The 23,095-nt window shown below is 40.4% G+C and carries 13 protein-coding genes; 2 read left to right on the top strand and 11 right to left on the bottom strand.

Translation table 11 applies throughout. The features are described from left to right. Nucleotides 1–105 precede the first annotated feature (105 nt). Nucleotides 106–609 (top strand): hypothetical protein, encoded by a 504-nt coding sequence (locus ACPYIV_RS01785; protein ID WP_299359466.1) that lies wholly within the window; start codon nt 106–108, stop codon nt 607–609. Nucleotides 610–794: 185 nt separating this feature from the next. Here the strand turns inward: ACPYIV_RS01785 and ACPYIV_RS01780 are convergent, their stop codons facing one another. From ACPYIV_RS01780 to ACPYIV_RS01730, 11 genes are all read right to left on the bottom strand, one after another. Then, complete coding sequence (locus ACPYIV_RS01780; protein ID WP_293733324.1) at nt 795–1,421, bottom strand: HAD family hydrolase; 627 nt, start codon at nt 1,419–1,421, stop codon at nt 795–797. Nucleotides 1,422–1,579: 158 nt separating this feature from the next. Then, complete coding sequence (locus ACPYIV_RS01775) at nt 1,580–2,827, bottom strand: DUF1015 domain-containing protein (RefSeq protein WP_299359469.1); 1,248 nt, start codon at nt 2,825–2,827, stop codon at nt 1,580–1,582. 18 nt (nt 2,828–2,845) lie between these two features. After that, complete coding sequence (locus ACPYIV_RS01770) at nt 2,846–3,769, bottom strand: NAD(P)-dependent oxidoreductase (RefSeq protein WP_293738909.1); 924 nt, start codon at nt 3,767–3,769, stop codon at nt 2,846–2,848. Nucleotides 3,770–3,771: 2 nt separating this feature from the next. Further along, entirely contained in the window at nt 3,772–4,839 is a 1,068-nt protein-coding gene (serC, locus tag ACPYIV_RS01765; RefSeq protein WP_293733321.1) for a 3-phosphoserine/phosphohydroxythreonine transaminase, read from the bottom strand. Nucleotides 4,840–5,025: 186 nt separating this feature from the next. Continuing rightward, a complete protein-coding gene (locus ACPYIV_RS01760; protein WP_293733320.1) occupies nt 5,026–6,300 on the bottom strand; it encodes a replication-associated recombination protein A in 1,275 nt (424 codons plus the stop codon). Between the two features lie 258 nt (nt 6,301–6,558). After that, nucleotides 6,559–7,728, bottom strand: coding sequence for a site-specific integrase (locus ACPYIV_RS01755; protein ID WP_293733319.1), 1,170 nt, complete (start codon nt 7,726–7,728; stop codon nt 6,559–6,561). Nucleotides 7,729–7,944: 216 nt separating this feature from the next. Then, the gene (locus ACPYIV_RS01750) at nt 7,945–9,531 is read right to left on the bottom strand and encodes a RagB/SusD family nutrient uptake outer membrane protein (protein WP_293733318.1); all 1,587 of its coding nucleotides are present in this window, start codon (nt 9,529–9,531) and stop codon (nt 7,945–7,947) included. Nucleotides 9,532–9,552: 21 nt separating this feature from the next. Next, complete coding sequence (locus ACPYIV_RS01745; RefSeq protein WP_425885216.1) at nt 9,553–12,543, bottom strand: SusC/RagA family TonB-linked outer membrane protein; 2,991 nt, start codon at nt 12,541–12,543, stop codon at nt 9,553–9,555. A 390-nt stretch (nt 12,544–12,933) separates the two neighbouring features. Beyond that, the gene (locus ACPYIV_RS01740; RefSeq protein WP_021863017.1) at nt 12,934–13,803 is read right to left on the bottom strand and encodes a hypothetical protein; all 870 of its coding nucleotides are present in this window, start codon (nt 13,801–13,803) and stop codon (nt 12,934–12,936) included. 30 nt (nt 13,804–13,833) lie between these two features. Then, nucleotides 13,834–15,372: a RagB/SusD family nutrient uptake outer membrane protein gene (locus ACPYIV_RS01735; protein WP_425885213.1), complete on the bottom strand. Its 1,539-nt coding sequence runs from the start codon at nt 15,370–15,372 to the stop codon at nt 13,834–13,836. A gap of 29 nt (nt 15,373–15,401) precedes the next feature. After that, nucleotides 15,402–18,320, bottom strand: a complete 2,919-nt coding sequence (locus ACPYIV_RS01730; RefSeq protein WP_425885211.1) for a SusC/RagA family TonB-linked outer membrane protein — start codon at nt 18,318–18,320, stop codon at nt 15,402–15,404. A 1,728-nt stretch (nt 18,321–20,048) separates the two neighbouring features. On the opposite strand from ACPYIV_RS01730, the gene ACPYIV_RS01725 reads away from it, so the two are divergent. Then, entirely contained in the window at nt 20,049–23,093 is a 3,045-nt protein-coding gene (locus ACPYIV_RS01725; RefSeq protein WP_293733887.1) for a SusC/RagA family TonB-linked outer membrane protein, read from the top strand. Nucleotides 23,094–23,095 lie beyond the last annotated feature (2 nt).

The following is a 23,095-nucleotide window of genomic DNA, read 5'->3' as shown; positions in this document are numbered from 1 at the left end:
AGGGTGAAATATATTATTTTTTATCACAAAACAACACGATATCTCCCTTTTTTCATTACATTGCAATCATCTTATATTTATTACTAACCAATAAAAAAGATAGTCATGAAAAAGATAAATTTGATTTACCTATTGACCTTATTGGTCATGGTATTTAGCAGATGTAGCAACGGAAACGAAGCACCTCCTTATACATATAATCTTAAACTGAAATTCGAGAACAGCTCCGGCAAGAATTTAGTAAACGGGCTAAAGTATCAGCAGGAAAGCGGTGGCTATTCGTACCAAGTCACAGATACGTATAAACTGCAAGTCTCATCAACCGATGTTTCGAACCAAAAAGAAATACTCTATGTCGAGGTTGAGAACGACCAAGCTGAATACTTGTATTTTTCATACAGTACTTTCGATAATGTGGCACCTACCATCACATGGAAATTAGTATGCCCGCATATATTCGGGGATAACGAAGAACATGTCATTACTTCACATTGGGAGGAAAAGAAAAACACGGCGCTTTGTGTAAAAATAACCTGTGATAACAAAGACTGCCAGTTTACACAAGACCAGGGAGCAAGCGCATATAAGGTTTTAATTCCCCTTCCCTAATAAAAAAGAAAAAGAGAATGACAAGAATTTCCTTATAATCAAGCACAAAGTAACCTCCGTCCACAGAGGAACTAATCGAATCACACCTGTGGTTCGTACGGCTCACGACTGTGATTCATACGGCTCACAGCCGTGAGCCGATAAGAAACCAGGCATCCGGCAACTAAAAAGAGCGGGGAGGAAGATTACTTCTCCAATATATTCAAGATAGCTTCCCGCCAATCTTCTCCATTTTCAGGCTGGTATGTATGAAAACCGAGGCCCTGCCCTACTTCTATATTCGACTTGGCATCGTCGACAAAAAGCGTTTCGGCCGGGATAAGCGGGGCGTCCTCTATCATCCGGTCGAAGATGGCGGCATCCGGTTTCGTCACTCCCACTTCATAAGAAGTGTACATTTTATCGAAATAGGCGGATATAGGACGACCGGCGGCGGTAAAGTCTTCGCTTCTCGCCCACGACTGGACAATCGGATTCGTATTGCTTAACAGATAAACCTTATATTTATTACGAAGCTCCAGGAGGAAATCCAACTTGTATTGAGGCACATCGGCGATAAAGCCCATCCAGGCATACTTGATCTCATCGTAAGTGAGTTGCTTGCCGGTATGATCGCATAACTTCCGGCAGAAGGTATCGACATCGATCTTCCCGTTCTCCACTTCCAGGAAAAAACCTTTCTGTTCATACGGATCGAGCAATTGTTTTGCATCCTCCACTCCAATCTCTTCAAAACGGCGTATGGCCTGGACATGATCCAAGTCGATCAATACGCCTCCCAAGTCAAATACTATATTTTTGATTGTTCCCATATTCATTATTTATTCTCACAAACTTACATAAAAGTGTCCGAACGACCAAATAAAAAAAGCAAAGGCCGTATGCAGCAGGTAAAACCACCCTCGCATACAGCCTTCACTGCAAACACTTATCACACAGGCACAAAACGGCTTGTGAATGTAAACTCATTTTATTCAAGTTTATGAATAACGAGGCCGGAACGCAGTTTCGGTTCGAACCAAGTCGTCTTGGGAGGCATGATGTTGCCGGTATCGGCAATGTCCATCAGCTGCTTCATGGTGACAGGATAAAGGGCCAACGCGACCTTCATCTCGCCACTGTCGACACGGCGTTGCAATTCTCCCAGCCCACGGATTCCACCTACGAAATCGATACGCTTATCCGAACGGAGGTCTTTTATACCCAAGACTTCATCCAGGATCAAGTTGGAAGAAATCGTCACATCCAGGACGCCGATCGGATCGTTATCGTTATATGTGCCCGGCTTGGCCGTCAGCGAATACCATTTCCCGCCTAAATAAAGGGAGAAGTTATGTAAGGCTGCCGGTTTATAAATATCCGCACCCTTTTCTTCCACAACGAAGTTCTTTCCTAATTTAGCCAGAAATTCATCTTCCGACAGGCCGTTCAGGTCTTTCACCACCCGGTTATAGTCGATGATCGTCAATTGGTTTGCCGGGAAACAGACAGCCATAAAGTAGTTATATTCCTCATCGCCTTTATGAGACGCATTCTGTTTGGCTTTTTCCGCACCCACCAGCGCAGCCGCAGCAGAGCGGTGATGGCCGTCGGCTATGTACAGGGAAGGCATTTCACCGAACAACTCCGTGATGCGGGCGATATCGGCAGCCTCGTCGATGACCCAGAAGGTATGTCCGAAGCCATCGTCCTTCGCTACGAAGTCATATTCGGGAGCGCGGGAGGTGTACTTGGCGACAATCCGGTCCAACTCGGCATTATCGGGATAAGCAAAGAATACCGGTTCGATGTTGGCATTGTTTACCCGGACATGCTTCATGCGGTCTTCTTCCTTGTCACGGCGGGTCAGCTCATGTTTCTTGATAACGCCATTCATATAGTCGGGCACGTAAGCACCGACAACTAAGCCGTACTGCGTCTTGCCGTTCATGGTCTGGGCATACACATAATAACATTCATCCTTATCCTGTACCAGCCATCCTTTTTCCTGAAACATCTGGAAATTGGCGGCAGCTTTCAGATAAACGGCAGGATCGTGTTCGTCCGTCCCGACCGGAAAATCGATCTCCGGTTTAATGATATGATATAATGATTTTTCATTTCCCCTCGCTTCTTCGCGTGCTTCTTCCGAGTTCAACACATCGTAAGGGCGGGAAGCTATTTGTTCGATCAAATCTTTAGGAGGACGAATTCCTTTGAAAGGTTTAATAATAGCCATAATAAGGAGTGTTTTAAATTACTTATTTACGCGGAATTTTTCGCAACCTTCTTTCAAAAAGCCTTCGATCTGCTTGGCGGCGGCAATACCGGCATTGATGTTGGCCTCGGCAGTCTGTGCACCCATCTTTTTAGGAGTGGAGAAATAGCGGCCGGCAAACTTGGCGGCAAACTCTTCGTTGGCAGCCGGCATGATGTCGGTTACATATTTCAGGTCTGCACGTTCTTCCATCAGCTTGATCAGTTCGGCTTCGTTGATCACTTCCTTACGGGCCGTATTGACTAACAGGCCGCCTTTCGGCATCTTGCCAACCAGAGCGTAATTGATGGAGTTCTTTGTTTCGGCAGTTGCAGGGATATGCAGGGAAACGACATCGCAGGTTGCATAGAGCTCTTCCGGCGAAGCGACCGGTTTCACGCCATCCGCTTCAATGGCCGAAGCCGGACAGAAAGCGTCGAATGCATATATTTCCATTCCGAAGCCTTTCGCGATACGGGCCACATTACGGCCGACGTTGCCATAGGCATGGATTCCCAATTTCTTACCTTTCAACTCCGTTCCCGAAGTACCGTTATAGAAGTTGCGGACAGCCATCACCATCATACCGAAAGCCAATTCGGCAACGGCATTGGAGTTCTGTCCCGGTGTATTCATCACACAGACATTATGTGCTGTCGCTGCAGCCAGGTCGACATTATCGTAACCGGCACCGGCACGAACCACGATTTTCAGCTGTTTTGCGGCATCCAACACTTCGGCATCGATAATATCACTGCGGATGATGATTGCATCCACGTCCTTGACCGCTTCCAGCAGTTTGGCCTTTTCACCATATTTCTCCAGCAGGACCAGTTCATCGCCTGCACCTTCCACTACTTCGCGGATCCCTTTCACAGCTATCGCTGCGAAAGGTTTATCTGTTGCTACTAATATCTTTGCCATAATCAATGCTGCTTTTCAAAGTCCTTCATACATGCAACCAAAGCTTCAACGCTGCTCTTCGGCATTGCGTTGTACAGAGAAGCACGGAATCCGCCTACAGAACGGTGTCCCTTGATACCGACCATACCGGCAGCCGCTGCAAACTTGCCGAACTCATCTTCCAGTTCTTTATATTCGTCATTCATCACGAAACATACATTCATGATCGAACGGTCTTCTGCTGCGACAGTTCCTTTAAACAACTTGTTACGATCGATTTCATCATACAGGATAGCTGCATTTTCCACGTCTTTCTTTTCCATTGCAGCAATACCGCCTTGTTCCTTATACCATTTCAACGTCTGCAAAGCTGCATAGATAGGCAATACGGGAGGGGTGTTGAACATGGAATCCTTCTTAATATGCGTGTTGTAATTCAGCATAGTAGGGATAGGACGGTCTACGTGTCCCAATGCATCCTGACGTACAATCGCCAACGTTACACCAGCCGGAGCCAGATTCTTTTGTGCACCGGCATAAATGATATCATATTTGGAAATATCGATCGGACGGGAGAAGATATCGGAAGACATATCGCAAACCAAACGGACCTTTACATCCGGATCCTTACGCATCTCCGTACCGTAGATCGTATTATTGGAGGTAAAATGGAAATAATCAGAATCTTCAGGCACCTTATAGTCTTTAGGGATATAAGTATAGTTAGCATCTTTGGAAGAAGCAACCACATCCACTTCACCAAACAATTTGGCTTCCTTAATCGCGTTAGATGCCCACGTACCAGTATCAAGATAAGAAGCTTTCTTATTCAAGAGGTTATAAGGTACCATACAAAATTGCATGCTTGCACCGCCTCCCATAAAGACAACTTCATAACCGGCAGGAACATCCAGTAACTCTTTGATCAATGCACGCGCCTCATCATTCACAGCTACAAATTCTTTACTTCTGTGGGAAATTTCAAGAAGGGATAAGCCCATACCCGCAAAATTCTCTACTGCAGCAGCCGTATTTTTAATTGTATACTCGCTCAAGATAGAGGGACCTGCATAAAAATTGTGCTTCTTCATACCAATGTCTTTTTAATGTTAAATATAATTCAAGTAACTAATTTTCCAAAAACAGGCGGCTAATGTACGAATTTAATCGAGAAACGAAAATTAAAAAGCGAAAAATATCAGCAAAACGTCGCAACTATTACCTTTCCAGTTACATTTATCTTTAATTTTCGCCTTTCAATTATCAATTTTCAATTTCTAATACCGATCGCCCCACAAACGTCTCATTTGTTCAATTAGTTTGTGTTCGGATGGATTTTCCTGTCCTTTCCACAGCCGTTCGTTCAAAATTTCCTTCGGAAGGAACTCTTGCTTGACAAAATGATTTTCATAATCGTGTGCATATTTGTAGTCTTTTCCGTAATTCAACTCCGCCATCAATTTGGTCGGTGCATTTCGTAAATGGAGGGGAACAGGCAGGTTTCCTGTGCGGTTCACCAACTCTAACGCATCGTTAATCGCCATATAAGCCGAATTACTTTTAGGACTGCATGCCAGATAAACGGTCGTTTCCGCTAAAATGATCCGTCCTTCGGGCCAGCCGATTTTCTTTAAGGCGTCAAAACAAGCATTTGCCAACAATAAAGCATTCGGATTCGCCAATCCGATATCTTCCGATGCTGAAATAACTAAGCGGCGGGCTATAAACTCCGGGTCTTCACCACCGGCAACCATACGCGCCAACCAGTAGATAGCGGCATCCGGATCGCTTCCGCGGATGGATTTGATGAAAGCGGATATGATGTCATAATGCATCTCCCCTCCTTTATCGTACGCCGCAGGATTTTCCTGCAACCGCTCCACTACCTTTTCATCTGTTATTTCAATCTTTTCATTTCCTTCTTCTGCAGCGACTACGAGTTCCAGGATATTCAGCAACTTCCGTGCATCACCGCCTGAATAACGCAACATGGCGTCCGTCTCGGCCAGTACGATATTCATATCCTTCAATACGATATCTTCCGTAACCGCCTTATTCAACAAAGTCAACAGATCAGCCTTCTCCAACGACTTCAAAACATATACCTGGCAGCGTGAAAGCAACGGACGGATGACCTCGAACGAGGGATTTTCGGTTGTGGCTCCGATCAAGGTTACCACTCCCGTTTCCACTGCATTGAGCAGGGAGTCCTGCTGCGACTTGCTGAAACGATGTATTTCATCAATAAACAGGATCGGTGAAACGGTATTGAAAAAGCGGTTTCCTTTTGCCTTTTCTATTACCTCCCGTACATCTTTCACTCCTGAACTGATTGCGCTCAACGTATAGAACGGAGCTTCCAGTTTATTCGAAATAATCTGTGCCAGCGTAGTCTTTCCTACTCCCGGAGGTCCCCACAATATAAAAGAAGGGACACGGCCCGCATCAATCATCTTCCTAAGAACAGCACCCGAACCTACCAGGTGTTTCTGCCCGATATAATCGTCCAACGTTTTCGGACGTAATCTCTCTGCTAACGGTTGACTCATCATGCCAACAAAAGTCGTATATTTTATTTACTTTTCAAAGTATAAATGCCGTAAAAATTCAGGGCGATTTTGATGTTTGACAACAGGAAAATATGATAAAAAGAAAGCACACACCCGAACACACGCCAATCAAAGCCACAAAACAGTATCATTTTGTCATTTTTACTATTCCTATTGCCCATATAGAATCATAAAAGATCAGGCTGTATTAAACAAACATCCGTTCAACACAACCTGTCCTCCTGCATCTATCGCCCCATTTTATTTCGGCGTGATATTTTCCAGATCACGTATAACTGTCATATCCATAATATCACTATATATCTCCGTTGTCCGCACGCTCTTATGCCCCAAAAGTTTCTGGACCGTCGTGATATTCGCTCCATTATATAATAATAAGGTAGCATTGGTATGGCGTGCCATGTGGAAAGACAGCCTTTTATCTATTTCCGCCAGCCGGCTAATCCTTTTCAACTGCTTGTTCACATTCGAGTTTGCCGAGGCAGAAACGCCAAACAGCGTTCTGGAATAACGCTTGCGATATCGATCGTAAACAGAAAGGGCCTTCCCGTCGAACAATAGGAACAAAGGAAGCCGGACGTTCACATCCGTTTTGACCGATGAATAGATCAGCCATAGTTTATCATCGATCAGATGGAAATTATCCGGCCGTATATTTACAATATCGGAAAAGCGAAGCCCGGTGTAACAGCTGAAGAGGAACATATCGAGCGTTCGTCTGAGCGTACGTTGCAATTTAGGAGCGACCTTCTCCAACCTCCCCAATTCTTCGGGTGTCAGGTGGCCACGTTTACTCTCCATATATTTGATCTTATACTTACGGAAAGGATATTTTTGCAATTCGAACAAATCCTTATTAATCGCCAGGTTAACATATCTTTTCAGATGCTTCATATGCTTGGCAATCGTATTCCGGTGATACTTATGCTCAAGAAGGAAATGTTCAAAATCACAAAGGAAATTAAAGGTAAGATCATCAAAAGAGACTTGCTGCTGATACTGGCACAAAACCTGCAAAGTAGAAAAATGATTCTTTAGCGTGGAAAGCCTTAAATTACTATGCTCGATCTCATTTTTCATAAAAGAGACAAAAGAAGAAGAAACAGACTCAAAATCTCCCCTCTCTCTCAGATATTCCAAGGAGAACGGACGCCCACTCTGGACCATATCTAATTCGATCCGCTCCAAATAAGTAATATAATCCTCCATGTACTGATTGAGTTCATCCATATTGGGATGATTCCTCACAGCTTTCTTCTTGCTATCCCACTGTGTGGGCTTAACATAGATTTTCGTCGAGAAATACTTCTTCTGCCTATTCAGGTAGGCCTCTACCTGAATCAAAGCCTTTCCTTCTGCATTCAATCGCTTTTTCCGATTGAACACCAGATTGTAAATAACTTTTTCCATGATATACATTATTTTCTGAATGAGAACACGAAGGAACAATAATAAGTTCTTTGTTTCGTATGAGACAAACTAAAAGTTTGTTATATTTCGTGTTTCAATAGAAGAAAAACCACTCGTAAGACGAACATATCAAGGCAGGAACAAAGACAAAAAAAAGAGACGTGTTCAAAAAACACGTCTCTTTTTTCCCTTTTTCAGATGTAAACCTTTCTTCTTTTATAAAGTAGGTTGCGAAGCTGCCGGATTATTATCTGTATCAGAAATACCAGTATTGGTCTCCATTTCACATTGCGGAATACGATAGATCATAATCTGAGACTCCGGATCCAGATTAAACTGTACGGAAGCATGATAATTCGTATTTTTACGTACGACCGGCTTCTTCAAGCGCAGAAGATCGAACAAGGAATAACCTTCACCCCAAAGTTCCACACGGCGTTGCAACCAAACCTCATCTTGAAATTGCTGTGGCGAAGTAGCTTTGCTAACAAAAGAGGGGTCACGATATGCTTGTACGAAGTTTTCCAATGTAGACTTACCTGCAGCCAGATTGCCACTCATTGCTTCAGCTTCCGCCTTAATCAGATACATTTCTTCCACACGCATCAATGGCCAGTCCGAAGCATTAGTTGTATTCCCAAACACACTCTGATAAGCTCCAAATTTAGTATTCACATACGGTTCAAGACCAAAATACTCAACGACAGAATAACCTTCTACCTTTTCGTTGTCTATTAATGAAGAAGTGTTATCCGGAGACAAAAACCATTGTTTACGAATATCAGTATCCGGAATCTGATCATACAAAGCCACATTTATTTTTCTGTATCCATCAGGTACACCAGAAGTATATCCATTACCCGTAAAAGAACATAAATGAGATGGCCAGTTAATGATGCCAGTCTGTACAACATCATTATCCGGAGTAATCATGACTCCCCAAAGCCAAGAATTTGCAGTAGCCGAATTAAATGTCGGAGTAGATACATCTGCCAAAGATTGCGGAGTTCCTCCGGCAATCGCTTTTTCTGCATCTTTTGCAGCATCCGCCCATTTCTGCATCAACAGATTGGCACGGGCACGCAAGCCATATACGACCGCTTCATCCAATTGGTCTTTATTCGCCCCATTATCAAAACCGGCCAACAATTCTGCAGCCTGGTTCAAGTCGCTCATAATTTGATCATATACCTGCTGAACAGTAGCACGAGGATTATTTTGCATTTCTTGGTCAGTCATCTTCTCGGTTACAATAGGTACAGCCAAGGCACTTTCATGACCGGCATAAGTAAACTGATAAATCTGAACCAGATTCAGATAGTCGTATGCACGAGCAGCCAAGGCTTGACCACGATAAATTTTCAGAGAAGCATCTTCTGTTGCCGGATCAATCAAGCTCAATACGTTATTGGCCGCCTTCAGATGATTATAAAAAGTTTTCCAGATCAGCTCATCCATAGAACTGTCATAAACACGGTCAGAATAGTTTTGGGAAGTGTTAAACCAATTATATCCTGTAACCAGAGCTACAAGATCCTGTCCTCCTGATTCCAATGCCATAGAGACAGCTGGTACTCCATAATCATTATGATAAGTAGAAGCATCATCGGAAATTGTTCCATAAGCATTCAATTTAGCAGCCATGGCATTTACCTCGGCCGTGATCAAGTTAGGTCTGTCTTTGATCGTTTCTTCTTTCTGACTGTCAGAGACATATTGGCCTTCAGGATATTTATCCAAATCGCAAGATGCCAGTATAAGAGTGGCAGTTGCGAACATCATATATTTGTTTGTTAATTTCATATTCAAAAACAATTTAATGGATTAGAAATTCAATGAAATACCACCTGAAATTGTACGGATCGGTGAATAAACATTATCAGAAGCAACATAGCCTTGACGTGGATCCAGCCCCTTACGAGCAGTCAACAATGCAACATTGTCTGCAACGAAATATAAACGTACACCATCAATCTGCAATTTACGAGTCAAGTTTTTCGGCAAAGTATAACCGAATGTAATATTTTGCAGACTCAGATAATCGGAACTTGTCAAAAAGCGATCAGACAATCTGTTGGTATATTTATCAGTTATATTCATACGAGGGACGTTGGTATTTTTGTTTTCGGAAGTCCATACATTCAACATATCTTTATGCAAGGCACTACCTGTAGCAGCAGGGCTCATCAATTCCTGGTATGTGTAGTCCAAAACACGACCACCTACCTGATAAGCAAATGAAATTGACAAATCAAAACCGTAAGCCGTAAAACTTGTACCGAATCCACCATACACTTTAGGAAGAATGTCTCCTGTCGCAAAACGATTTTCCGTTGCCGCAGAATAAGAAGTCGTAACAGTGTTACCATCAGCATCCGGTTTCAATAGAGCCCACTGGCTTTCCCCTGTTTCAGAATTTACACCGGCATATTTCGGTAAATAAAGCTGATACATCGATTCATCTTCACGATAGATACGACCACCATCGATCATCTGACCATTCAATTCAGGTGCCAATTCCAAAACTTTGTTTTTGAAATGAGTCAAGTTCAAATTTACACTCCATGAAAAATCTTTTGTTTCGATAATATTTGAATTCAAATCGATTTCAACACCGCGGTTCACCATAGAACCAACATTTTCCGGGAAACGAGAATATCCCATCGAGGCTGCAACAGGTTTGAAATAGAGCATATCTGTAGTCTTACGAGAAAAGTATTCAGCTGAACCACTTAGTTTACCACCCCAGAACGTAAAGTCAAAACCGGTATTGAAACTGTGAGAAGTTTCCCATGTAATATCTTTATTTCCTTTATAATACAAAGATGTTGAGAAATCACCATTACTGTTTGCCAAAGTAAACTGATCTTGATACGGGTAATAGTTGCGATATAAACCACCCTGATACATCAAATTATCATTACCCTGTAAACCGTAACTGATTTTAAACTTCAACATATTAATCCAACTTTGGTTTTCCAGGAAAGCTTCTTTATTCAGCAACCAACCTGCACCAATCGACCAAAAGTTACCCCAACGATTATCCGGATGGAAGCAAGAAGAAGCATCACGACGATAAGAAGCCGAACCGAAATATTTCCCGTCATAATCATACTGCACGCGGAACAACCAACCTTCAGTTGCATAATCTTTTGAATAAGAGGAGTTGTATTGATTTGAAATACCATTATCCAATTCCGGAACATTCGGATTATACAGTTTTTCGCGCTGACCATATAAATATTGGAATCTATAGTTATAGCTTTCATGGCCAGCTAAAACATCCAGATTGTGTACATCATTAAACGTTTTGTTGTAAGTTAATAAATACTGCTGATTTACACTAAATGTACGTTGAGAAGAAACTGAAATCAAACCACCGACACCTGTCGTTTCCGAATATTGTCCATAGAACGGATTCACCATATCGGTATGGCGAACATTATTGGCATCCACTCCAATATTTACCTTAGCCTTAATACCACCCCAGATATCAACATCGGCAAACCATTTGCCACTAACTACATCACCAGAATATTTCATTTTGTCCAACATATAGCTAGCCAAAGGATTAGCATTAGGGATTGTGTTACGAGACCCATTTGTATCTTGCCCTTTCTTTCCATAATCATAACGCAGGAAACCACGATTATCACTCATAATGTTCCCCTGTGCGTCACGGATATACATCGGATAGATTGCTCCCATAATATTAGAAGCATAAAATATATTCGCGTTTGAAGTTCCACCTTCTGTATCCTGTTCGCGGCTATCATAATGGGTAAATGAAATATTAGCACCCATTTTCAACCACGGTTTTACCTGATAGTCAGCTTTCAAACGGGCTGAATAACGCTGAAAACCGGAATTAGGAACAATGCCTTGATCATCCAGATAACCTGCAGACATATAAAAGTTCATTTTGTCAGAAGCTCCACTAACACTCAAATTATATTCCTGACGAACATTATTTTCGAAAATTTCATCTGACCAATTATCCGGAGTATAATAATAAGTTCCATCGGAATAACCAAGTGTAGCTTTAGGATTCAATTTTCCATCCATACCGATCAACATTTCCCCTGTCGGAACAGAATAGACCTGATATCCTAAGTAAGATCCAGAAAGTAAGGCTTGATTAGCATATGCATTGGCGTTTACCAAATCACCAGCAGCAGCATAACCTTCCAAATCTGCATTATAAATAGAAGAATAATTCAATTCATAGAATTTCGCAGGATCATTAATCGTTTCATAATTAGGCACACCACGTTTATTTACACCCCATTTAGCATCAAAACTAACACGAGCTTCACCACTTTTACCTTTTTTAGTTGTAATCAAGATGACACCATTAGCACCACGGGCACCATACAACGCATTAGATGCAGCATCTTTCAATACAGTCATAGATTCGATATCAGAAGTACTGATCGCAGAAATCTCACCGTCATAAGGAACGCCGTCAACTACATATAAAGGCTTATTGCTAGCTGAAATAGAGCCGATACCACGAATCCGGATCTCGGCATCTTTACCAGGCTGCCCGCTATTGCTCGTTGTCTGTACACCAGCGACCTGCCCTGTCAAAGCATTTGTGACATTTGAAGTTTGACGAGATGTAATTTTCTCGCTTTTAATTGTTGCAGCAGATCCAGTGAAAGCACTTTTCTTAGCTGTACCATAGGCAACAACCATTACTTCATCAAGCATCTGATTATCACCTTCCAATACCACTTTTACATTCGGTTTCACCCCGATTTCCTGGGCTTTCATACCCACAAAAGAAACTACCAGAGTCTTTGCAGAACTCACTCAATATATAATTTTCTAATTATCAGTATATTACGCTATGTTTATTTTTAAATCATCATCCATTTATAAGAGATGACGTTCTAAATACCCAATAAGCATATTTGTTTAACATACAACACATTAAGGTATTTAGTGTAAATAATAGCTACATCCGTAATACTCCCAAATAGCGCTGAAGTTCTACCGATTTCTTTCTGATTTTTTGATCTAGATTAAACTATTTTGCAAGATTCCGATACACATTTTTAAGCCAATACTCACTACATTTATTTTAAAATATAGCTGCTTCTTTATCTATAAAACTCTATTTACTTACAATGTGTAAGTAAATAAAAAGAGCCGGGTTCTGACTAATAGAACCCGGCTCTCAAAAAATATTATTCTATCTTTTTATGGAAGAGTAATAAGAATAGAACCACCTTCGCCTGTGTAATCAAATCCACCTTGTAAAGCTTCTATATAATAGTAAGGAGCTAACTGAAATGTTTTGTCATCAAGCTGTTTATTATTTACCAAACTGATTCCTGCAAAATCACTTGGATGGTGAGCATAGATTGCATTTGAAGCATTCCCATCATAGTTGATTCCAATAAAGAATTTATTATAATAAATGATGCCATCCTTAATCCAAAATTCAATATAGTCACACGAAGTTGCGGCTACAGCATTTCCCCATTCACCGTCATCATTTTTCAAACCTTGTTCATAAGGTTTCATTACACGATAACGATCAAAGCCATCCGCTTTTTGAATTTCCACATTATAAGGCTTTTCTGTAAAAGCTAAAACATCTGCAAATGTACCAGTCCCCAAAGATACCCAGTTATAGTCTTTATTAACCGTAACTGAAACAGTATTACTACCACTTATAGGTTCATTTGTATTATCCAATGTTAATGTGACATTCAATTCTTTGCCAATTTCCAAAGGAGATACATTTACAGTGATTTTTGTCATATTTTCACCTGCTGCAAAAGTATAGCCAGAAACGGTACAACCACTCAATGGTTCGTCATCTACCATAGCAGTCAATGCAACAGTTCCACTTAATTCACCACCAGCATTTGCACGTACAATGTCTACAGTAAAAGTCGGATCAACTGGTGAAACTGTAATGTTGGCTAAAGAAGCATTTATAAAGGCCGCCCCATCTGTAGCATCTGTATATATAGCACATTCTTGTTCACTATCACAGGCAGTAAAGCTCAGTGTAATTAATAGAAGAGCTATCAATGTTGATATTTTTGAAATATATTTCATCGCTTTAATCTTTTAATCAGTGAATAAATTTTATTTAGTATCACCTACCGGGTTTTGGTCTTTTGTCGGATCCATATTAACATTTCCATCAAACTCAGTTTGGGGAATTGTCAATACCCACATATAGCTTTCCGGGTCATTTGCATTGCGATTAACAAGCAAAGCATCAGTCGGCCAACCCATTTCTGCTGTTCGTTTGAATCCCTGTTTCAAACGGCGAATGTCATAAATACGCCCAAATTCACCCCAAAGTTCAATTCTGCGTTGTGTAATAATTTCTTCCAATAGCGAACCTGTATAATCGGTAGTCAATTTTCCCATAGATGTACCGGATTTTTGAGCACAGTTGTAAGATGCGTCACGCTTACTCATCAAATCCATTAAGTATTCACGTGCACCGGCGTCATTTCCTAAACGGCATTCAGCCTCCGCTGCAATAAGATACATCTCTTCAATACGCATCCAGACATAGTCTCCCATCCAAGTTTGGATATCGGAAAACTTAAATTTTTCCTGTTGATAACCACCATCTTTATTGTTGGCATCTTTGGGATTCCACCATACCAGACGTTCGTCTTCCGTACCTATTTTTCCATACAGTTCCTTGCTGATCTGCTTACGGGCTGTTGCTCCATATTTATCGGCTGTGGCATCCATGTGTGAGAACAAGCTTGCATACATACCGCTTTGATCAGAAATGATTTCAGCTCCCCACATGACATTAGATGCGCTTGTATTGTTCAGACCTTTAAATTCTGAAACTTTTGCAATCGTGCATTTACTTGTCGCAATTGCATCTTCTGACGCTTTTTTAGCTGTAGCCCAATCTTCCATCACTAATGCGATACGAGCTTGTAAGCCCAAAGCCGTGGTATAGTCAATATGTGAAATATGTTTACGAGTTGTACCGTTCAATTTTTCGACTGCTTTGTTGATGTCACTCATAATCTGATCATATGTCTCTTGTACCGTAGAACGTGGTTTACCTTCCGTTCCGGCAACTGTCGGCTCGATATAGATCGGACAACAAGGTTCAGCCTCGTGTCCTTTATAAGTCCGGGCAAAGCTCTGCGCCAACATAAAATAAGAATAAGCACGTATTGCGTAAGCTTGCCCCATAATGTAGTTTACTTCCGCTTCTGTACCAGCCATAGTCTCTTCTGCTGCAAGTATATAATTTGCATTAGATATCCAAGTATAATAGCAATTCCATAAATCATATGGACGCCAAGTAGTAGTGGTATATCTACTTTTTACGTTATACAAACAATCGTACCAAAACCAACCGCTACCAGCTGCGGCCATGATCATGTCTTCTCCCATAACATCAGCCATCAGATTGTAAGCACTGATACCGAAGCACTGATGCGTGTTTCCTGTTGGAGACCATGCTGAATACATGGAACGATAAAGACCGTTCAGGGGAACTAAAGCCGCATTTGCATTTGCCAATAGTCCACTCCCGGACATTGAATCGGTCGGATTGGTATCAAGAGAACTTTCCAAGCAAGACGACAGAGTCGTACAAGCCACCAAACCGACAATCATATATTTAAATATCTTTTTCATCTTGTTTCTTATAAAATAATGTTTCTATTTTAGAAATTAATTTCTACACCAAAAGAATAAGTCTTATTAGGAGCATATGAATAATCCGTTTCACCTTTGAAACTATATTGAGGATCCATACCTTGCAAATGTGAGAATAATGCCAAATTATCAATAGAACCAAATACACGGACATTACCCAATTTTGCTTTTCTCATCCAGTCCTTAGGCAAAGAATAACCTAATGTGATATTTTTGATTGCAAAATAAGATGCATCAACCAAAAAGCGATCTGTTGTTGTATAAGAACCATTGATTTCCACACGAGGAACATCTGTGATATCTCCTGGTTTTTGCCAACGGCGCAACTGGTGTTTGTTCCATGTATTTGTCGCATATTGAGCATTCATAGAGCCCATATACAGGCCATCATATATCTTACCACCAATAGAATAAGAAGTCAAGATTGATAAATCAAAACCTTTGTAAGAAAAATCAGTACCAATACTTCCGTAGAGATCCGGAATACGACTTCCCAAATAATATTTGCTGGTTGATGCTTTCGAATAGTCGTCACTAATACGTTCATTGATGATATTTCCATTCTCATCCTTGTCGTACACCCAATAAAGCTGAGCTCCTGTTGCCGGATCTACTCCTGCAGATTTAGCCATATAGAATGTATTGATAGGCATACCTTCTTTGATACTATAAACACCTTTAATAATTTCAGGTGCTGTATTAGTCAGTTTCAAAACTTTATTTTTTACAGTAGATCCCATCAAACTTATATTCCAAGTGAAATCGTCTGTTTTAATAGCCGTACCTCTTACTTCAAATTCAAAACCCGAGTTTCTCATATCCCCGACATTTGCATTGTAACCATTGAACCCAGTGGAAGTAGCCATTGGATAACTCAGTAACATGTCAACGGTTTTACGATTGTAATATTCGGCATTGACAGTCAAACGACTATTTAATAATGTAGCCTCAATACCAACGTTCAAATTTCCATTTTTTTCCCAAGAAACAGCTTGATTTTCCAGAGAAGAAACCAACCCACCTATTTGATTAGAATTCGGCCATCCCAAATCATACAGACTTTGCCATAAATAATAATTACTTACTCCACCAGACAGAATATTATCATTACCTTGTTGTCCATAGCTTAATTTCAAAGACAGGTTGTCGACCCACTTAACATCTTCCATAAAAGCTTCTTTAGAAATACGCCAGTTTCCACCTATAGACCAGAATGTACCCCAACGATGGTCTTTATGGAAGCGAGAAGATCCGTCAGTACGCAATGATGCTGAGAAATAATATTTTTCATCATAATTATAGTTGAAACGTCCTAACCACGATTCGATACGATATTTGTCCGTATAAGAATCGGCTGCATACAAAGTTGTTCCTGGACGAAGTTCAAGGATACCGTCTACCAGATTTGTCTTACCTGCTTGTAAATATTCATAACTATAAGCATAAAACTCATGTCCGGCCAGAACATCAAAAGAATGTAATCCGAAAGAACGGTCCCATGACAACAGTTGGTTAAAAGTATAACTCTGCATACGTGTATTATACTTAGTCAACAAACCACCTGCTGTAGCTTGGTTACCGTGATACATATTCATATAACTCATCCGTGCCTGATTACGGTAATCAAGACCGAAATTCACATTCAGTTTAATTCCCTTGAAAATTCCGAAGTTATCTTTATCCGAACCAAAAGTCACGCCAGTACGAAGACTCGCTACATCATTCTTTTTATTCGACTTGTCGTCAGTCAAACCGCCAACCGGATTGTAATCTGTATAACTTCCCGGACGCCCATTTTCACCATAGTCCAACTGAGGTCTACCATCTTCACCTAATATATTCTTTCCATCCAATCCTTTCATATAGACAGGGAATAATGGTGAAACAAACTGAGCAGAATACCATACATTTGATGTGGAAGATCCGTCATAATCACTATAATCCTGTACAGAATTAGATAAGGAAGCATTTACATTGGCCTTAAACCAATCTGTTACATTAGAATTAACGTTTACACGAGCATTGTAACGTTGGAAACCTGTATTGATAAGAATACCGTCTTCATTCAGATAACCAAGAGAAAACATATATTTTGTTTTTTCAGAACCTCCATTTACGGATAATTGGTGTTCTTGTCTGAATGCATTATCTCGTTGAACTGCATCCATCCATCGTTCATCCCAAGCAGAAACAGCATCAGCTTGTACCATTCCTGTTTCAGGATTGATCAAATTGTCCCATGTATAATTCTTAAATGGGTTATATAGTTCACCTCCTAAATTGGCACTTAGACCAGCTCTTGCCATCTGTTGTGCTTGTTCCCATGAATAGCCTGAGTTGAAAGCATAACCGTTACGAAGAGCTTCATAAGTTAATTGCACAAATTCTTTCTGATCGACCATGTCATACGGCTGGATAGCACGTGAGGCCCATCCTACAGTAGAACGCCATGTTACTTGAGCTTTTCCTTCTTTACCCTGTTTAGTTGTGATCATAACGACACCGTTCGCACCACGCGCACCGTACAAAGCACCAGCAGAAGCGTCCTTCAATACAGTCATAGACTCAATATCAGACGGATTGATAGAACTTAAAGAACCATCGAACGGAATACCATCGACAACGTACAAAGGGTCTTGTGATGCATTAATTGAACCATAACCACGGATTACAATGGAAGCATCTTCACCAGGCTGTCCGGATCCTGAAGTTGTCAACAGACCTGTAGCCTGCCCTTCTAACCCTTTTGTTAAGTTCGTAATAGGACGAAGTTCTAACTTTTCATTATTAATCGTAGAAGCCGATCCCGTAAAAGAACTTTTTTTCGCGGTTCCATAAGCAACGACCATTACTTCATCAAGCATCTGGTTGTCAGATTCCAAAATAATTTTCAAATCAGATTTCACTCCAACTTCCTGAGCCTTCATACCCACGAAGGAAACAACCAGAGTCTTTGCAGAACTTGGTACATATGTAATATGTTGATTATTAACTTATTAAGTCTATTTGACTTTAAAGATAGGTAGGAAGAATTATTAAATTACTATTCTGTTAATATGTTATATATCTGATATTTATAGGATTTTTAGATATAAGTGGAAATTCTTTCATAAAGAAAAATATGACTTATTTTCTACTTGTTTCTCGTTCTTGAGATTGACGTGGAATCACATTTAAACCGACCGTGCAAACACTTGATTGAATCGGCTTATTCTTTTGCAATACCGCGTCAAGCATAAGGACAAGAGAGCTCGCTTTGCCAGGAAGTGAATTCGCCTATTTTAAATGTTAAATCATACAACAACTTTTCTAAAACTGTGGATATGTGTAATTGTTTATTATCCAGTATCTTATATTATTTGCAGTTTCTTAAAAAATATTACCCGCATAGGTAATTTGAAATAAACGGGGTAGAAAATCAAATTTCATGCGCTACTGTTTCGATTTAGACCAACGGATATTTTTGAAAACTGTACAATAAGCCAAGGATAACAATAAGCTTTGTTTTGAAGAAAAACTGAACTATCTAAATAATGATTCAAATTTGTCAAAATGTCAGACTTGCCATCCTGAGAATTGTCTGTATGCCACCATTGGGGCTAATGGTTATAAATAGGGAAAGGAGAGGGCGTTTGCGATTGTCATTTTGTTAACAAGGCTGCCGGAAAGTTACTTTTTGTCGCCGGAAAACCGGAATAGTATAGAAGAATAAATTGACGCGTTGGTAAAAAGGATGGATTCCAGTCAAAAAGTCAATCGCAAAAGGTCTTTATAGCAAAGGCTGCGAGGTGTTAAAACAGCTTTCAAAGGCCTTTTGGAAGCCTTTTTACCCTATTTTTTCCCTTTGTTTCAGTTCGTCCGGCAAAATCATCGAGATCATTTCTCAATTTCATCCCGATGATTTGCCTGAAATATCCCAATGATTTTGGAAAACCATTGAGATCATTTTAAAAATCATTTAGATGATTTTCCGGAAAGAGTGCAAAAACAAGCGGACTTCAGGCTGAAAAGCATAAAAACAGGAATATGCGTGTCAGTAAAAACGCCTGAGATAATACAAATAGATAGAAAATACTCATATTGACGATAAATTAGATAGTTCCGTCATGGATCGTAATGTCGTTGTCTTTTGTTATTCTGTCATAGCGGGCTTGATCTTTTTCAAGATCTGATTTTGACGCGGTTACTCTAAAGCACATTGCCATCAAGCTTCTTTTTGGACTGTCTGGCATCAATACCTGATTAGAGTAACGCATTGACGAAGTCGGGAAGAATGAACTGTTTAAAATTTCCAACAGAAAAATCCACAAATCTTTATCAGCCTGTAATTATTTTCTACCCTCGTAGACCCAGGGTATGTTTTCACCCCTTAGAATCGCCCAAAAACGATGCTCAGACGAGAGGTTAAAAATAGATAATTTTAAAAGAGGCAAAATTTAAGACATTCCATAAGGGTTCAATCAAAAATATCGATTTAGCATGATCCATTGTTAATTATCATCCCCTTTTTTATAAAATCCTATTAGTTTTTAGTTGTTATAATAAATTTATTATTACATTTGCGATCTCTTAGGAATATTTATACATTGCTTGTGTGTATAAAAAACAGATAGTGCAAATTAGTTATTTATAAGTTAAACAAAAAAAGTGTGTCTATGAAAAGGTTAACTTTCCTTTTATTCTGCCTATTATTAGGTATTGGGATGGCCAACGCTCAGACGACGAAAGTAACAGGTACTGTTATTTCGGCGGATGACAATGAGCCCATCATTGGTGCATCTATAGTTGTTAAAGGTACGACTATAGGTACGGTAACAGATTTTAATGGTGCATTCTCTCTGGATGTACCAAGTTCTGCAAAGACTCTGGTAATTTCCTTTGTAGGTATGAAGCCTTTGGAAATCGGAGTTAAGCCGACTTTATATGTGAAGTTGGAGAGTGATAATCAGATGCTTGATGAGGTTATGGTTGTTGCATACGGTACTGCAAAGAAATCATCTTTTACCGGGGCAGCATCATCTGTGAATACAGAGAAAATATTAAAAGATGTTCCTGTTACATCTTTTGAACAAGCCTTGCAAGGCGCTACAACTGGTCTGACAGTCAATTCAAGTAGCGGTCAGCCGGGTGCAGGTTTAAGCATTCGTATTCGCGGTACAGGTTCAATGAACGCAACAAATGAACCTCTTTATGTAATCGACGGTGTACCTGTTGTATCTGGAGATATCGCCGTATCAGGGGTGAGTGGTGACTCTAAAGCTTTTAATATTATGTCTTCAATCAATCCAAGCGACATTGAAAATATTACGGTATTAAAAGATGCTGCAGCTGCTTCATTATATGGTTCACGTGCTGCAAATGGTGTTATCCTGATCACGACAAAGAGAGGTAAAGAAGGTAAAACCCAGATTAATTTCAAAGCAAACTGGGGATTCTCCGATTGGGCCGTTAAAAACAGAGAAACCGTTTCGGGCGAACAGCAGCATGAACTTACTTATGAAGCTTACTACAACGAAGGCATCCTGTATAAAGATATGTCCGAAGAGGAAGCAAGAGCTTATGCACAAGATGGAGCCGATACATTCGCCCCTTTGAGAGACAAGTATTCGAACTGGGAAGATGCGTTATTCAAAAAAACGGCATTTAATCAGAATTATGAATTTTCGGCACAAGGTGGTAGTGAGCAAACAAGCTTTTTTGCTTCTTTAAACTACAAAACCGAAGATGGTATGATAAACAATACCGGTATGGAAGGTTTTACCGGTAGAGTGAATGTGACTCATAAGTCCAAAGATGGAAAAATGCAGATGGGAGCTAATATCTCATTCTCAAAACAAAAATCAGAAGTAGCTTCTGAAGGTACAGCTTATGCAAACGCTTATTTTGTAAAGAATTGGTATGCTATTCCTAACCTCCCTATCTATAATGAAGACGGCTCTTTCTATGAAGGTTTTCCATTGGACGCATTAAACGTTCCAAACCCGCTTAAAGACCAGGGATTGGATAAAAACACATCTGAAGTGTTGAGAAGTTCCAATTCTTTATGGGCTTCCTATAAAATCATTGAAGGCCTGACTATCAAAGAAACATTAAGTTATGACTATATCGATAATCAGTCAACGACTTATTGGCCTATGAACTCTAATAACGGTGAAGCTTATAAAGGTTTGATGATTAAATATCCGTATCAGCATCATAATATTTATTCTTCAACGGTTTTGAATTATACAAATACATTTGCCGATAAACATAACCTGGATGTTTTGGTAGGTTGGGATGTGGATGACAGAAAGGAACAGTATGTTCAGGCTGTTGGTGCCAACTATCCGCATGACAAACTTCCCGAATTGATCAACACCTCTGAACCGATGACAGCAGCTTCGGGATATAGCGAAGATCACCTGTTATCTTTACTCTCCCGTATTAATTATGATTATGATGGCAAATATTACGTATCAGCCAATTACCGTCGTGACGGTAGCTCAAGATTAGGAGCTAACAAACGTTGGGGTAATTTCTGGTCTGTTTCCGGAGCATGGAGATTGAGCCAGGAAGCTTTTATGAAAGATCTGACTTACGTTGACGATTTAAAAGTGAGAGTTTCTTATGGTGTGAACGGAACGCTTCCCTCTAAATTCTATTCTCATCTAAGCCTGTTCGGTTATGGTTACAACTATCAGGATCAGCCGGGTTCTGCTCCTACTACAATTCCGAATCCTGACCTGGGATGGGAAAAGAACCAGAACTTCAATATCGGTTTTGATGCCAGATTGTTTAATCGCTTAAGCATTGCATTCGATTATTATAATCGTGAAACAAAAGACCTGCTCCAGGATGTCCCGGTTTCTATGACCACCGGTTTCAAAAACACATTGAAAAATGTTGGTGCGATGAACAACCGCGGTGTGGAATTGGACGTAAACTATGACGTATTCAACGAAACGGCAGTAAAATGGTCTACAGGTATCGTTTTGTCTCATAACAGAAACAAAGTCAGCAAACTGTATGGAGGAAAAGATATTATCGACGGAACTACGATCTTAAGAGAAGGTGAATCTTATTATTCATGGTGGAGCCGTGAATGGGCAGGTGTAGACCCTCAAACAGGTGAAGAACAATGGGTGCTGAACACAAAAAACGAAGACGGAACAATCAATCGCGATCTGACAAAAGATCCGTCACAAGCACAGCGTGTTATCATTGGCAAGCCTGATCCTGTGGTAACAGGAGGTTGGAGAAACAGTCTTTCTTGGAAAGGATTGGATCTGAATGCTTTGTTCTCATTCTCTCTGGGTGGGCACATTATGGACGACCCTGCATTGCTGTACACAGACACTGACGGTGAAACACCATACCAATCCATTGGTATCCAACAGTTAGACAGATGGCAGAAACCGGGTGATATCACAAATGTCCCCAGACGTATCAACAGCTATCAGTATGCACGTTACGGAAGTTCAAGACATATGGTAAGTTCGAATCATCTTCGTTTGAAGACTGTTACTTTATCTTACAATTTGCCTTCCAAATGGATGCAAGCAGCCGGAATGAGAAATGTCAGAATTTTTGCTTCCGGTAATAACCTGCTGACATGGGCCGCCTACAAAAACATTGATCCGGAACAACCGATCAAAGGAACTGCTACCTGGGCATTACCCAACTTAAAATCAGTAACATTTGGTATTGAAATCGGATTGTAATC

This window comes from Parabacteroides vesiculifaciens (assembly GCF_049860805.1).
Classification (GTDB): Bacteria; Bacteroidota; Bacteroidia; order Bacteroidales; family Tannerellaceae; genus Parabacteroides.
The sequence above is the reverse complement of the archived record's forward strand: the minus strand, read 5'-3'. Positions and strand labels throughout refer to the sequence as shown.

What these genes read in the sequence shown, in the direction of transcription:
- ACPYIV_RS01785 (WP_299359466.1), top strand. Translation starts at nt 106, where the DNA reads ATGAAAAAGATAAATTTGATTTACCTATTGACCTTATTGGTCATGGTA.
- ACPYIV_RS01780 (WP_293733324.1), bottom strand. Translation starts at nt 1,421, where the DNA reads ATGGGAACAATCAAAAATATAGTATTTGACTTGGGAGGCGTATTGATC.
- ACPYIV_RS01775 (WP_299359469.1), bottom strand. Translation starts at nt 2,827, where the DNA reads ATGGCTATTATTAAACCTTTCAAAGGAATTCGTCCTCCTAAAGATTTG.
- ACPYIV_RS01770 (WP_293738909.1), bottom strand. Translation starts at nt 3,769, where the DNA reads ATGGCAAAGATATTAGTAGCAACAGATAAACCTTTCGCAGCGATAGCT.
- serC (WP_293733321.1), bottom strand. Translation starts at nt 4,839, where the DNA reads ATGAAGAAGCACAATTTTTATGCAGGTCCCTCTATCTTGAGCGAGTAT.
- ACPYIV_RS01760 (WP_293733320.1), bottom strand. Translation starts at nt 6,300, where the DNA reads ATGATGAGTCAACCGTTAGCAGAGAGATTACGTCCGAAAACGTTGGAC.
- ACPYIV_RS01755 (WP_293733319.1), bottom strand. Translation starts at nt 7,728, where the DNA reads ATGGAAAAAGTTATTTACAATCTGGTGTTCAATCGGAAAAAGCGATTG.
- ACPYIV_RS01750 (WP_293733318.1), bottom strand. Translation starts at nt 9,531, where the DNA reads ATGAAATTAACAAACAAATATATGATGTTCGCAACTGCCACTCTTATA.
- ACPYIV_RS01740 (WP_021863017.1), bottom strand. Translation starts at nt 13,803, where the DNA reads ATGAAATATATTTCAAAAATATCAACATTGATAGCTCTTCTATTAATT.
- ACPYIV_RS01735 (WP_425885213.1), bottom strand. Translation starts at nt 15,372, where the DNA reads ATGAAAAAGATATTTAAATATATGATTGTCGGTTTGGTGGCTTGTACG.
- ACPYIV_RS01730 (WP_425885211.1), bottom strand. Translation starts at nt 18,320, where the DNA reads ATGAAGGCTCAGGAAGTTGGAGTGAAATCTGATTTGAAAATTATTTTG.
- ACPYIV_RS01725 (WP_293733887.1), top strand. Translation starts at nt 20,049, where the DNA reads ATGAAAAGGTTAACTTTCCTTTTATTCTGCCTATTATTAGGTATTGGG.